Annotated in this window: 10 protein-coding genes and 3 pseudogenes; 11 read left to right on the plus strand and 2 right to left on the minus strand. The window is 57.5% G+C overall.

Annotation, left to right across the window (positions count from 1 at the left end):
• Window positions 1–7 precede the first annotated feature (7 nt).
• The 11 genes and pseudogenes from NKJ08_RS20850 to NKJ08_RS20900 all read left to right on the plus strand — a co-directional run bounded on the left by NKJ08_RS20850 (window position 8) and on the right by NKJ08_RS20900 (window position 10,731).
• On the plus strand, window positions 8–1,246 hold the full coding sequence (locus NKJ08_RS20850) for an NAD(P)/FAD-dependent oxidoreductase (protein ID WP_352783092.1): 1,239 nt from the start codon (window positions 8–10) through the stop codon (window positions 1,244–1,246).
• Window positions 1,247–1,289: 43 nt separating this feature from the next.
• Window positions 1,290–2,327: a GlxA family transcriptional regulator gene (locus tag NKJ08_RS20855; RefSeq protein WP_352783094.1), complete on the plus strand. Its 1,038-nt coding sequence runs from the start codon at window positions 1,290–1,292 to the stop codon at window positions 2,325–2,327.
• Window positions 2,328–2,399: 72 nt separating this feature from the next.
• Window positions 2,400–3,242 (plus strand): enoyl-CoA hydratase/isomerase family protein, encoded by an 843-nt coding sequence (locus NKJ08_RS20860; RefSeq protein WP_352783097.1) that lies wholly within the window; start codon window positions 2,400–2,402, stop codon window positions 3,240–3,242.
• Window positions 3,243–3,556: 314 nt separating this feature from the next.
• Window positions 3,557–5,596, plus strand: a complete 2,040-nt coding sequence (locus NKJ08_RS20865) for an acetate--CoA ligase family protein (protein WP_352783099.1) — start codon at window positions 3,557–3,559, stop codon at window positions 5,594–5,596.
• 334 nt (window positions 5,597–5,930) lie between these two features.
• Window positions 5,931–6,404 (plus strand): thioesterase family protein, encoded by a 474-nt coding sequence (locus NKJ08_RS20870; protein ID WP_352783145.1) that lies wholly within the window; start codon window positions 5,931–5,933, stop codon window positions 6,402–6,404.
• Between the two features lie 361 nt (window positions 6,405–6,765).
• Window positions 6,766–7,464: a CoA transferase subunit A gene (locus NKJ08_RS20875; RefSeq protein ID WP_352783102.1), complete on the plus strand. Its 699-nt coding sequence runs from the start codon at window positions 6,766–6,768 to the stop codon at window positions 7,462–7,464.
• Between the two features lie 16 nt (window positions 7,465–7,480).
• Window positions 7,481–8,110 (plus strand): 3-oxoacid CoA-transferase subunit B, encoded by a 630-nt coding sequence (locus NKJ08_RS20880; protein WP_352783104.1) that lies wholly within the window; start codon window positions 7,481–7,483, stop codon window positions 8,108–8,110.
• 70 nt (window positions 8,111–8,180) lie between these two features.
• A pseudogene (locus NKJ08_RS20885) lies at window positions 8,181–8,397 on the plus strand (ATP-binding protein); the annotation flags it as partial.
• A gap of 114 nt (window positions 8,398–8,511) precedes the next feature.
• Window positions 8,512–8,625: pseudogene (locus NKJ08_RS20890) on the plus strand (hypothetical protein); the annotation flags it as partial.
• 56 nt (window positions 8,626–8,681) lie between these two features.
• Window positions 8,682–9,338 (plus strand): IS5 family transposase, encoded by a 657-nt coding sequence (locus NKJ08_RS20895; RefSeq protein WP_352783107.1) that lies wholly within the window; start codon window positions 8,682–8,684, stop codon window positions 9,336–9,338.
• Between the two features lie 39 nt (window positions 9,339–9,377).
• Window positions 9,378–10,731 (plus strand): annotated as a pseudogene (locus NKJ08_RS20900) (IS701 family transposase).
• A 93-nt stretch (window positions 10,732–10,824) separates the two neighbouring features.
• Here the strand turns inward: NKJ08_RS20900 and NKJ08_RS20905 are convergent.
• Entirely contained in the window at window positions 10,825–12,699 is a 1,875-nt protein-coding gene (locus NKJ08_RS20905) for an MBL fold metallo-hydrolase (protein WP_352783110.1), read from the minus strand.
• A gap of 90 nt (window positions 12,700–12,789) precedes the next feature.
• Window positions 12,790–13,563 carry an ABC transporter permease gene (locus tag NKJ08_RS20910; RefSeq protein ID WP_352783112.1) on the minus strand — a complete coding sequence of 258 codons (774 nt, stop codon included), beginning with the start codon at window positions 13,561–13,563 and terminating at the stop codon, window positions 12,790–12,792.
• Between the last annotated feature and the right edge of the window lie 56 nt (window positions 13,564–13,619).

The raw sequence follows: 13,619 nt of genomic DNA on the forward strand, positions 1-13,619 counted from the left end.
GTTTGGCATGACCAACGAGACGAACGATAAGAACGACCCAGTCGTCGTCGTTGGAGCCGGACAGGCAGGTTTTTCCGTCTGTGCGAAGTTGCGGGACCTTGGGCATATCGGGTCGATCACATTGGTCGGCAACGAGGCACAGCCACCGTATCAGCGTCCGCCGCTCTCCAAAGGGTATCTGCTGGGCGATATCACTGAAGAACGGTTGTTCTTGAGGCCGCTCGCTTTTTATGAGCAGAAAGCGATTCGGCTTCGTCTCGGAGCCCAGGTTGAAGAAATCGACAGACGGCGCCAGAACGTATTGCTGAGCGACCGGTCCGTTCTCCCTTACAGCCATCTGGTCCTTGCGACCGGGTCTCGGCCTCGGCTCTTGAACCAGGAACAAGGCGGAGACCTTGAAGGTGTCTACTATGTCAGGTCCATCGCGGACACCAAGAAAATGGCGCCGGAGTTCAAGGTGGGGCGCCATGTACTTGTTGTCGGTGGCGGATATATCGGCCTCGAAGCCGCTGCCGTCTCGTCAAAGCTTGGACTAAGGGTCACCCTGATCGAAAGCGCGCCGCGGATATTGCAGCGCGTGGCGTCGGTTCAAACGGCAACATTTTTTCAGCAGCTCCACCGAAGCCACGATGTGGAGATTTGCGAGGGCGTCGAGTTGGCGATGCTGACCGGCCGCGATGGCCGGGTGACGCGGGCTCACATGAAAGACGGGCGCGCGTTCGATGTGGATTTCGTAATCGTCGGCATCGGGATTCACCCGAATGTCGAATTGGCCCAGGCGGCCGGATTGGAAATCGACAACGGTATCAAGGTTGACGCCCAATGCCGGACTTCTGATCCGGCCATTCTGGCCGCCGGCGATTGTGCGTCATTCCCTTGGAAGGGGCAGCGTATACGGCTCGAAAGCGTTGGAAACGGTATCGACCAGGGAGAGGCCGTCGCAAAGACGATCATGCTGGCTTCTGAATGCTATGCAGCAAAGCCTTGGTTTTGGTCGGATCAGTTCGACATCAAGTTACAGATCGTTGGACTGGCCGCAGGGCATGATTCAGCAGTCCTGAGAAAGATCTCCGAAAGCGCCCTCTCCATTTGGCACTACCGGGGCGACGAACTCCTGGCGGTCGATGCCATCAACCAGCCTGCCGCATTCATGGTGTCCAAGCGTCTGATCGAAGCCGGGAAATCGCCCGACCCCAAGGTCGTCACCGATTTGGATATCGATCTCAAATCGCTTCTGCATTGCTGATCACTCGGGCGCTCGGCACTTAGCCCATCACGTAGGTTGCAACATGACCGCCTTACCCCAGAAGCTCACAATCGGATTTATCCTCGCCCGCTCATTCACGCTTTCAGCCTTCTCGCTGTTTGTCGACACAATCCGACTCGCAAGCGATGAGTTGGACCATTCAGGGCGTGTAAACGCAGACTGGCAAGTCATGAGCAGCAACCGCAACCTCATTACCTCGAGTTGCGGTATTAGCGTCGCTCCCACGTCAGCGTTTGTCGACCCAAGCCGATTTCAGTACATCGTCGTGGTCGGAGGTCTTCTCAATGATGAAAATCCGGTCGATCGCGAGACCATCGATTTTCTCAAACGAGCAGCAGCCGCCAAGGTGCCGCTCATCGGCGTCTGTACGGGATCGTTCATCTTGGCCGAAGCAGGATTGATGCGGTATCATCAGACTTGCGTAAGCTGGTTGCATATAAAGGAGTTCCGCGAACGCTTTCCGGACAATCCCGTCCGCGCGGACTGTATTTTCAATCTCGATCGGAGGCGCGGTTCTTGCGTCGGCGGAACCAGTGCTGCGGATATGGCAGCCACACTGGTGCGACGCCACATCAGCGGCCGGGCCGAACGGAACGCGCTCGAGGTTCTTCAGATCGACCAGGCCAGACCTGCTGTGCACATCCAGCCTCGACGGCCTCTGTTTAAGGATTTCAGCAACATCCACGTCAAGGTTGCGCTCATGACCATGGAGCAAAACCTCGACGGGATGACGATTGCAGATCTGGCAGCAAGGATCGGTGTCTCGCGGCGGCAGCTCGAGCGGGTCTTCACCGAAACAACAGGGCTCTCCCCGGCACGAGCCTTCAGACAGATTCGCATGGATTACGCCAAACGAATGATCTCAAAGACGAGGGCTTCGAACATTGAGGTCGCGCTGGAGGTTGGCCTGAAGAACGCTTCCCATTTTACGAGAAGCTTCAAAAGAGTCCACGGCCAAACACCATCACAGGTAAGGGGCAGTTTTGGAGCTTCCGACATTGCCGATGCCGAAATTCGTGCTCACGCTGCCCGTGAACCTAAGCAACTGCGCTTTGGATAGGCTCGCCGGTCGGGCTCGGCGCAATCCCGAGATAGACCGCTTTTCAAGAGTTAACAACACAAGGAGAGAGTGATGGAAATAATTTCCCATGAAACTACAGAGTACGAGCACCTCCTTTATGAAGTCGATGAGGAACACGTTTGCTGGCTGACGCTGAATCGGCCAGACAGCATGAACTCCATGAATGAGCGCCTGCTCGCTGAGCTCCGGGCCGCTCTTCTCCGTGCCGACTTTGATGACAATATAAATGTGGTGGTTATTCGCGGCGCCGGCCGCGGGTTCTGCGCCGGTCACGATCTGTATGAGGACGCGCACGACGATCGTTCGTCCATCTATGGATATCGCATGAAGTATTTTCGTCAGTTTGATCAATTCACAACCCCGTGGACCATCAGCAAACCGGTTATAGCTTCCGTTCATAAGTTTGCGATCGGTAAGGGATTTGAGCTTGCCCTCTTTTGCGACATAACAATCGCTTCTTCAGATACGAAGATTGGCTATAACGAAGTTCGCTACGGCATTTCCGGTCATTGCATGTTCATGCCCTGGTTGGTGAACATGAAGACCGCAAAGGACCTTCTGCTCACAGCGCGCGACGTGTCAGCAAATGAAGCCAAGGATATGGGACTGATCACCGAAGTGGTTCCTCCTGACGAACTTCATGAGGCCACGCGTCGGAAAGCTACGCTCATGGCACGAATGCCGCCCGACATGCAACGAATGCACAAGATGTATCTGAATCGCGTTTACGAAATGCAGGGGCTCAAGGGCGCGACCGACTACTATCTTGAGCTGATGTCAATGCTGGGTGTGCAGCCGGTTCCCGAATATGCCGAGTTCACCCAGATGACAGCTGAAAAGGGTTTGAGAGCGGCGCTGGACCACGCTCAAGCACGATATGAAGGACTCGACTGAGGGTTGCGCGTTCTCAGGCCCTTCGCCACCCGGCATCGCTAGCACGACGTTGATCCTCCGCGACGTGGTTCGCAGGGGATAAACTAAAACTGAGTGTGTCAGCGATACGCTCCAAGACTTCGCCCCCTCAACATCAAATCGGTGTGTCGAGGAAGTACAAGAGGACTTTAATGCCCAACAAAGCACGTCGTGCGCAGACCGCGCCAACTCTCGCAGAAACCGACGTTAGAGACCATACCGTCGCCGCGAGCAAACTTGGGCGTCTGAAGCGCATGCTGACCCCGCAAAGTGCAGTATTCATTGGCGGACCTTTCATGGTCACTGCCATAGAGTACTGCCGTTCGCGAGGGTTCCAAGGTCGCATCCACGTTGTCAACCCGCGTCGTACCGAGATCGCCAACATCCGCTGTGTGCCCAACGTCGCAAGCCTACCTGAAATACCGGACGTGGCTTATGTAGCTGTTCCAAATACCAGCGTCGTTGAACTCGTCCGGGAGCTTTCGCAGTTCGGCGTCGCGGGAACCATCTGCAACAGCTCAGGCTTCTCGGAAATGCAAGGGGGAGAACAAACCCAGCTGGCACTTGTGGAAGCGGCAGGAGATATGCCGGTCATAGGACCCAATTGCCCGGGAGTGGGCAACTTCGTTGACCGATCCGTCTTCATGATGGACCATTTTGGAGATCATGAAGGGAATGGTGGCGTTGCACTGATAAGCAATGGCGGCGCGTATCTTTCCGATCTCGGAGGTGCTGACCGATCGATGCCAGTAGCCTATGCCGTGGGGCTCGGCAACCAGGCGATGGTCTCAGTCGCTGATATTATGAATGTCATCCTTGACGATGACCGCGTTCGGGCGGTGAATCTCTACATCGAGGGGATCGCAGATGCTCAAGGCCTATCGGCTGCAGGCCTTAAGGCGGCGCGCAAGGACATACCGGTCGTTGTCCTAAAAGGCGGTCGCTCGAGCGCTGGCCGTCGCGCGGCCCAATCACACACGGCTTCTTTGGCTGGCGACGATATGGTGACGTCGGCCCTGTTCCGCCGTTTAGGCTTTATCGAGGTTCGCACAGCCACAGAGGCGCTGGAAACGCTTAAGATGCTGACGTTGGCGCCTCGGGTGAAAGGGCGACGAACGGCATTTGCAACCAGCTCTGGCTCGTATGCGGTGCATGGCAGCGACGTTGCAGAGGCACATGGACTTGACTTGCAGCCACCGACAGCGGCGGCATCGGCTGAAATGGAAAAGTACCTGCCGGCTTTTGTCCATCCTGCCAATCCGCTTGACATATCATCTGCGCACAGCAACACCCCGGATTGGGATCAAAATTTAAACATCTATAAGTCGTTCTTATCGGACGATTACGACTTGGCTCTGCAGGTAATGTGCTATCCGCCAGAAGGCGGCTGGGACCCGGCGGGTTGGGATGTTACGTCGAAGGCTTTCGCACAAGCGGCACGGGAACGCGGCGTTCCTGCTGCATTCATCAACACTCTGCCCGAAGACTTGCCGAGGAGTGTTCGCGAGCGAATGATCGGCGAAAGCTTGGTCCCGTTGATGGGCATGGAAGATGGTATGCGCGCCGTGGCAAATGCCATTCGCTTTTCCGAGCTGAGCGGCGAGCTTGCTCTGCGTGCCGATGAGGAAATTCTCCTCCCGGAATACAAAAGCAATTTAGGCGAAGGGGCACCTATCGACGAGGCAGCCGCCAAAGCCAAACTGGAACGTGCCGGCATTTCCGTCCCGCGTAGCGTCATCGTTAAACATGATCAAACGGAAGGGTTGGACACGCTTGCATTTCCGGTGGTCGTGAAAGCGCTTAGTGCGGAGCTAGCACACAAAAGCGAGCTGGGAGCCGTCGCACTTCGCCTGAGTACACCAGACGCGGCGTGGCAGACAGTCCGCACAATGGCCGAAAAGTTGGAACAAAGCGTCCCTCAGCTTTCCATTCGTCACTTCTTAGTCGAAGAAATGGTGAAGGACGGTGTCGCCGAGCTACTCGTGGGAATACGCCGAGTGGATCCTATGGGCCTCGCTCTTACAATCGGGATGGGAGGTACAGAAGCCGAGCTCCTGCGTGATACCGCAACACTCCTTTTACCGGTGTCGCCTGCGACCATAGCCGCGGCCCTGCGCAGCCTCAAGCTGTTCCCGCTGCTCGACGGTTGGCGCGGCCGACCTAAGGCCGATGTGGATGCGGCTGTTGATGCCATACAAAAGCTCGCCGAGTTCGCTTGCGCCAACGAGGACCGCTTAATCGAAGCCGAAATCAACCCGCTAATCGTATGCTCAGAGGGCCGAGGCGCAGTTGCTGTGGACGCTGTAATGCGACTTGCCGAGATCGGAAGCCATTGAGCCTAGCCGCTGCTGGAAGGCACGGATCCCTGCTTGGAACCGGTCCTTACGCCGGAAGAGGCGGCAGCACATCCCCGCAACATTGCACGCGACAACTACAAGACCCATCGACGGTGGTATGCGGACAGGTCCGTCACCACGTTCGTACTCCGTGGGACTAACTGGTGTCTGTGCCATGGCGCGCATACCAAAGGCGTGCCAAGCGGCCGGCAGATGGTGGACAAGTGCCTGCGTATGGATCGCCTGGCTGACATATAGGGGGGCACATGAATTCCCAAGCAGACCAGCTATCGACGCCACAGTCGCCGCAGCCAGAGGTGGAGCGTATTTGACCATGTTTATTTCGCCTGCCATGCAAATCGAGAAGGGCTGGATAGACTACAACGGCCATCTCAACATGGCCTATTACAACGTGCTCTTCGACCGTGCCGGAGAAGACGCGTTCGAGAAGATAGGGCTTGGGGCCGAGTACGCCCGGACGCGCGCCTTAACGAGCTATTCAGCCGAAGTGCACGTCTGTTATGTCCGGGAACTCCACTTCGGACACAGCGTCACCGCAACATTCCAGCTGCTAGACCACGACGAGAAGCGCATGCGCTTCTACCAAGAGCTTCGCCACGTCGACGGATGGCTGGCGGCTACCTGCGAACAACTGTCCCTCCATGTCGACATGTCAGGTCCAAGGGTGGTGCCATTTCCTCCCGACATCCTGGCGAACCTGGAACGGGTGCAAGCCAACCACGCGTCGCTGCGCCCGCCTGTCCGCGCTGGCAGAGCAATCGCGATCAAGAGGAAGGCGCCCGAGTGACGCTCGTTGGTCCGGCGCGAGAGTCGCTGTATTCCGCCAATGCCCGAGGATTATGACGATACTCAGAGCTCTCATCGAGGCCCATCCGGAACTCCAGTACACGTTGAGCAGAGGAATTAGTCAAAATCCGCGAAACGGCGCCGCAATTGCTTTGTCTTTCCCGGCCCGCATTTCGGCCCACGACAAGATCCTTTCAACCGCGGTCGAGAACATAGCGAAGCCCGACAACGAGTGACACGATCTCGCCCATAGGCAACTTCAACGCGGTCAACGGGCAATGCCGCTCGACAGCACCTAGCCAGTAAGTTCACGAGTTGGATCAGCGAAGCGTCCAGATATCAAGATAACAAGGAGGAGTGAGTTGAATAAAGTCTATAATGACGCCGGTTCCGCACTGAATGGCTTGCTGTTTGAGGGCATGTCCATTGCGGCTGGGGGCTTTGGCCTTTGCGGCATTCCGGAGCTGTTGATCGGCGCGATCCGGGACGCCGGCACGACCGGGCTGACGATTGCATCGAACAATTGCGGCGTCGACGATTTCGGACTCGGTGTGCTGCTAAAGACGAAGCAGATCAAGAAGATGATCTCGTCCTATGTTGGCGAGAACGCCGAGTTCATGCGCCAGTACCTGAGCGGTGAACTGGACCTCGAATTCAATCCGCAAGGGACCCTCGCCGAGCGCATGCGCGCTGGCGGGGCCGGCATCGCCGGCTTCTATACCAAGACCGGTGTAGGCACCCTGGTCGCTGAGGGCAAGGAGCACAAGTCCTTCAATGGCGAGGATTATGTGCTTGAAACCGGCATCGTTGCCGACCTGTCAATTGTGAAGGCGTGGAAGGCTGATACCTCCGGCAATCTCGTTTTCCGCAAGACGGCGCGCAACTTCAACCCGCCGGCCGCCGCCTGCGGAAGGATTTGCGTGGCGGAGGTCGAGGAGATTGTACCTGCCGGAAGCCTAGATCCTGATCAGATCCATCTGCCGGGGATCTATGTGCATCGCCTGGTCCAGGGCGAGCACGAGAAACGCATTGAACAGCGCACAACGCGCGCGGCAGCTTGAGGGCAGGGAGAGACGAATGGCTTGGGACAGGAACCAGATGGCGGCACGGGCCGCGCGCGAACTTGAAGACGGCACCTACGTCAATCTCGGCATCGGCATTCCGACGCTGGTCGCCAACCATATTCCCGAGGGTGTACACGTGACGCTGCAGTCAGAGAACGGCCTGCTCGGCATAGGTCCCTTCCCGACCGAAGACGCGGTCGACGCCGACCTCATCAATGCCGGCAAACAGACGGTGACGGCACTGCCGCATTCGGCCTTCTTCGACTCTGCGCAAAGCTTCGCAATGATCCGCGGCGGCAAGATCGCCATGGCTATCCTCGGCGCGATGGAAGTTTCGGAGAGCGGTGACCTTGCCAACTGGATGATCCCCGGCAAGCTGGTCAAGGGCATGGGTGGCGCAATGGATCTGGTTGCCGGCGTAAAGCGGGTGGTCGTCGTCATGGACCATACCAACAAGGCCGGGGAGTCGAAGGTCCTAAAGGCGTGCACACTGCCGCTGACGGGCCAAGGCGTTGTCGATCGGATTGTTACCAATCTTGGCGTCCTTGATGTCGTCGACGGTGGGTTGAAGCTGGTGGAACTCGCCGACGGCGTGACCGATGACGAACTACGCAGCGCAACCGAAGCAACGATCGTCATTTGAGGCTGGCTGTCGATTTCCGCCGGGAACTGACCACTGACCAGGGCCATGCTGGGCTGATTAGAGGGGACTTCTCGGCAACGCGCTCGAGCAGGAGAAGGGCCAGGGCAAGGCAGGCCAGATCGCCAATCGGCTCGCCCACTTCGATCTCGTCATCCTCGACGAGCTCGGATACCTGCCCTTCAGCGCATCAGGCGGGCGCTGTTAGATTGTTGAGCACGCTCAACGAGCGTACCGGCGTCGTCATCACCACGAACCTCAGCGTCAGCGATTGGGCTACCGTCTTCGGCGTTTCTTTTGGAATGCCAGTGCCGGACTCTGCCATGAAGGCTAGGCTAGGCTTCGTGGACAAAGCTTGACGCTAGACTCGGTCGCTGATTCAAGGCTGTCTTTTGGAGGCAGCGTTGGGCGACCGGATTGGGGTATCGGACGAGGAATGGGCACTGATCGGGCCGCTGCTGCCAGCACAGCGGGGTCGAGGGTGCCGTCCGGCGCAGGAAAATCGGCGCTATTTCGAAGGCATGATATGTATGGCCCGAACCGAGGCGCAATGGCCTCATCTGCCTGATGCCTGGTGCCTGATGAATATGGCAAGTGGAACAGCGTCTTCCGCCGATACCGGCGATGGGTCGCGACGGGGGTGTTCGATGCGCTGCTCGAAACGCTCGCCGAGATGGTGGAACGCGATGCCACCGCCAACATGATCGATAGCACCGTTGTCCGGGCACATCATTGTGCAGTCGGCATAAAAAGGGGACTCAGGAAACTGAGGCGCTTGGCCGATCGCGCGGCGGCTTCACCACCAAACTCCATGCGCGGTGCGACGGAAAAGGCGAAAAGGCCGACCTCTCGGCTTTTCCTGACACCTGGCCAGGCGCATGATATTCAAGGCTTCGGCCCGCTGTTTCGAATGATCGCCGACCGTATCGAGGCGCTCCTGGCGGACAAGGGTTATGACTCCGACGCTATCCGCGAAGAGATCGCCAAAGCCGGCGTCCAAGCGGTCATCCCCGCCAAAAGCAACCGCCGCGCCCTCATCCCGCATGATCGCGAGAAATACCGTTGGCGCAACCTCGTCGAACGCCTGTTTAACAAGCTGAAGAACTGGCGCCATATTGCCACACGCTACGACAAGACCAAGGAATCCTATCTTGGCTTCGTGGCGCTCGCCTCAATCAAACTGGCTGCCCTTTGTCCACGAAGCCTAGCACTACTTTGGCAGATATTTTAGCTCCGCGAGCGTTTCGAGGATTCCCAAGAGCCGTTTTGCGTGATTCATGAGAGGTCGGCTTTTGGAGGGGCCGGCCATGAACAGGGATTGGCAACTCGATCTGGAGCGGTGGCTTGAGCCGTTCGTCTCGGCGTTGAGGCACAAGACGCGTGCGCGGATGTGTCCGGCCTATATTGCTGGGCTGATTGGCCTTGGGGATCGCAAGAGCGTCCAACCGATGGCGGCGCGCGACGCAGGCGTCAACTATGACTAGCTGCACCACTTCATCGCGAGCGGCGTGTGGGATGCTGCGCCGCTGGAGAAGGTGCTGCTCGCGGAGGCCGACAAACAAGTTGGCGGGAACGATGCGTGGCTGATCGTGGACGACACCGCGCTCCCCAAGAAGGGGCGCCACTCGGTCGACGTCGCGCCGCAATATGCCTCGGCGCTTGGCAAGAACGCCAACTGCCAGACGCTGGTGTCGCTGACGCTGGCCTCTGGCGAAGTGCCGGTCATGGTGGGGCTGCGATTGTTTCTGCCCGAGAGCTGGACTTCCGATCCCGCCCGGCTCGACCGTGCCGGTGTGCCCGAGGACCATCGTGCCTACAGGACCAAGCCCGAAATCGCGCTGGCCGAGATCGACCGGGCTCGCGCAGCCGGCTTACGCTTTGGCTGCGTGCTCGCCGATGCCGGATATGGCTTGAGCGCCCCCTTCCGGCAGGCGCTCACCGAGCGCGGCCTTACCTGGGCCGTCGGTATCCCGTTCAAGCAGAAGGTCTATGCCGCCGACGTGGCGATGATCTTCCCCGTTGCCGGACACGGCCGCCCGCGCCGCCGGCATATCCCCGATGTGAAGTCGATGACCGCGCAGGCGATGCTGGAAAAAGCCCAATGGCGGACGGTCAGTTGGCGGCGTGGCACCAAAGGCCGCCTCTCGGCCCGCTTCGCCGCTGTCCGTGTCCGGGTTGCAGATGGCCCACCCCAGCGCATCCGCGACATGGGCGCTCAGCATCTGCCTGGCGAGGAGGTCTGGGTGATCGGCGAGCACCGCTCGACCGGCGAGCGCAAATACTACCTCTCCAACTTGCCCGCCGACGCCTCGCTCAAGCAGATCGCAGGCGCCATGAAGGCGCGCTGGGTCTGCGAACAGGCGCATCAGCAGCTCAAGGAGGAACTTGGCCTCGACCACTTCGAGGGGCGCTCATGGACGGGCCTGCACCGGCACGCGCTGATGACGATGATCGCCTACGCCTTCCTGCAATCTCGCCGCCTCAAACAAGCGGGAGGGGGAAAAAAGAATCCTCGGCCCGCCGCCCCAACCGAGCCTACCCGCCGTCAGGCAAGCCATCCTCACCGCGCTCGCGCAGCCGCCCCCAATCCGTTGTCCCCACTGCTGCAGAACCCTCTCCGCTAAAAATCTGCCAAAGTAGTGCTAGATGTCGCTGTCAAAACAATCCCCGCCATTTGCGAGAGCCCACACGCCAGCCCCCGTGAGATCTTGAGATTTTCACGTCAGCACCGTTGACACGAGGGCTTCGCAGACAGGACCCTGTGATACACCGTCGATCAGGATTTCGGCAGTAATAAGCCTCCGCCGTAGATCCACCTGAGAAGGGGCTGTTGCCAGGAGCAGCAGCTCGCCTCGCTGCCCAGGTTCAAGCGTAATGCTTTTGGTCTCTCCATCCGCGCCCCAACCAAATGCCGGTAGAAGACATGCGCTGTAGAGGGCAGTGCGTTCCAAGTTGTTGCGGATTTTGAGCGTGTAGGTCACCATGCTATTTGGGCGCGCGGCCGAAAGATATGGCAGCATCCGTACCCAAAATAAATCTATAAAATGATTTGCCGGTGCATCTACGACGCCGAGAAAGGCTGCCTCCGCACCTTTGAGGTAATCTGTGTACTCGGTTATTCTCGACTGGTCCAAGACAATAAGCTCTCCGTGCCCGGGGCAGAGGAGATCGGCCCCCGCTGACCGTAGTATACTCTTACAGCGACGTAACATGTCCAACTGAAAGCTGTTGCGCAAAACTGTACTCTGGGAAGCAATCTCGCGAGCAATCCTTCCGTTCTGAGGGTTGAAAAGCAACAAGTTGTCTCCGCCAAAAGCAACCCGCTTGCCATCAATAGTTCCCACAATGAGGGCGTGATATTCGGTATGGCCTGGGGCGTAGTAAACCTCGAAATCAAACCCTCTCCATTGGAAGATCTCACCATCACGAAGGATCCGTTCAACGTCGATCGGTTTGTGGTAGCAACAAGGCGTACTTGCCCACGCTGCGGGATCGGCAATTACGTCCGCTACACAATCGAGAGCCCAACATTTGGTGCCGAAATGTCGTTGGAGGTATGGTATTCCGGAGATATGGTCGTCGTGGATGTGAGTCGGAACAACGAGCTCAATATGCCGCACTCCATAATCGTCGCGCAGCTGATCGAGATGGTGCTCGACGAAACGCAGGGCTTGCAGGCTATCGTGTTCGGGGCCCCAATGGACATGCCCCAGCGAAACAAACCCATAGTCAATCATCATCGCGTGTCCGCTTCCGCTTAGTACGATGTAGAAATTAGAACTGGTATACGGCCCGGCCCACAGCAGATGATCACTGATAGGCCGCAGCTTGCTCTCACGAATAGTCTGCATATCAGCAAAGGGATTATTTCGGCCTGCCGTATGCAGTTTCCCTACGTTTGCGAGTATTTCGAGCCTGTTTTCAAGACTTTCAATATCCGTCTTTACCTCGGTGATTGGTTCCCCATGGGACGGATAGGCTGTCCTAACGGTCTCCTTTTTCAAAGCAAGGATGGATTGCATTGTAAATTCGACGCCAAGGAGGTCACCATAGCTATATTCCATAGCGTGAAGCTGGTAGATTTTTCCACCTCGCGACATTAAGTCGCCTGTGAAGGCAACCTTCTCACCGTCCACATCTGTAATTAGGCTGATCATTCCGTATGTGTGGCCCTTGGCCGGCAAAACGCGGAATTTGTATCCCTTCCAAGCGAAGGTCTCATAGTCTTCGAGAACATCATCCACCGGGAGGTTTTCTCCTAGCGAAAAAAACGTATTGCTGTTGTTGTAGTTATCGAAGATGCGGCGAGACTGCCATTGAGCCTCGACGTTGTCGAACAAATGACGTTCAAATTCTGGCACGGCAACTTTTGCCCCTGCCTTCTGAATAACATGCGTCCCCCAACACTGGTCTCTGTGATGATGGGTATGCAGAACCCAGTCGACTCGTTCGAGTCCGATGGCGTGAAGGTGCTTTAAGACAGCACCTGATCCGGTATCGATCAGCAGGCACTCACTGCCACTTTTCAGGACGTAAACGTTACAAGTATCTCGAAAACGCCAGAGATTTTCGGAGAGCTGGACAAGAGACATTTTACCCTCCTTGTCTGGAAGCGGGGACCAACGCGGCGCCTCGCTTGCCCAGGTTCATTGCACCGAATTTAAGATGGAAGGGCCAGCGGCTCATGCTTCCAGTCCGCTGGCGGAGTGAAGGAACCAGTCCACGACCAGGTTGACCCCCACCGCGAGTAGTGCGATGGCACCAGCCGGCAAAAGAGGCGTGATGTCGCCGTATACGATAAGGGTTGAGCTGTCGCGAACCATCGTTCCCCAGTCCGAGGTAGGCGGCTGAATACCCAGGCCCAGGAAGGATAGCGCGCTGATTAGCAGGAAGACAAAACAAAAGCGCAGACCGAACTCAGCTATCAATGTCGGCAGGATGTTGGGTAGGATTTCGCGGCTCATGATCCATATGGGCCCTTCACCTCGTAGCCTGGCGGCCTCTACGTAGTCCGAAACCACGGCATTCATGGCCACCGCTCGGGTAAGCCGGAAAACGCGTGTGGAGTCGAGCACGGCGATGATGGCGATGAGAGAGGGAATCGACGTCCCAAATATGGATAACAGCAGAAGCGCAAAGATCAGCTGCGGTATCGACATCAATATATCCACGAAACGGGAAAGCAGCTGATCAGTCCAACCGCCAAAGGTTGCAGCTATAAGCCCGGCTGTCGATCCGATCGAGAATGCCAGCACTGAAGTCATCAGCGCAATGCCAATCGTGTTGCGCGCTCCGTACAAGAGGCGGGTGAACATATCCCGGCCCAAATTATCCGTGCCGAGCAAGAAGGTCGAGCTCCAAGGCTCAAATTGAGCGCCGACGATGTCGGCCTCGCCGTACGGGGCGATCTGCGGTGCAAAGAATGCTGCCAGAAAATAGAGAGCAATGATCGCCATTCCGAATTTCGCGCTGAATGGCGCCGATGCAAATTTCCTGGCACCTTTCCGCACGA

It is taken from the genome of Mesorhizobium sp. M0244 (assembly GCF_040321795.1).
GTDB lineage: Bacteria > Pseudomonadota > Alphaproteobacteria > Rhizobiales > Rhizobiaceae > Mesorhizobium.

Excerpts from the sequence above, each read along its gene's own strand:
- NKJ08_RS20850 (WP_352783092.1), top strand. The coding sequence starts at position 8 with ATGACCAACGAGACGAACGATAAGAACGACCCAGTCGTCGTCGTTGGA.
- NKJ08_RS20855 (WP_352783094.1), top strand. The coding sequence starts at position 1,290 with ATGACCGCCTTACCCCAGAAGCTCACAATCGGATTTATCCTCGCCCGC.
- NKJ08_RS20860 (WP_352783097.1), top strand. The coding sequence starts at position 2,400 with ATGGAAATAATTTCCCATGAAACTACAGAGTACGAGCACCTCCTTTAT.
- NKJ08_RS20865 (WP_352783099.1), top strand. The coding sequence starts at position 3,557 with ATGGTCACTGCCATAGAGTACTGCCGTTCGCGAGGGTTCCAAGGTCGC.
- NKJ08_RS20870 (WP_352783145.1), top strand. The coding sequence starts at position 5,931 with ATGTTTATTTCGCCTGCCATGCAAATCGAGAAGGGCTGGATAGACTAC.
- NKJ08_RS20880 (WP_352783104.1), top strand. The coding sequence starts at position 7,481 with ATGGCTTGGGACAGGAACCAGATGGCGGCACGGGCCGCGCGCGAACTT.
- NKJ08_RS20905 (WP_352783110.1), bottom strand. The coding sequence starts at position 12,699 with ATGTCTCTTGTCCAGCTCTCCGAAAATCTCTGGCGTTTTCGAGATACT.
- NKJ08_RS20910 (WP_352783112.1), bottom strand. The coding sequence starts at position 13,563 with ATGGCGATCATTGCTCTCTATTTTCTGGCAGCATTCTTTGCACCGCAG.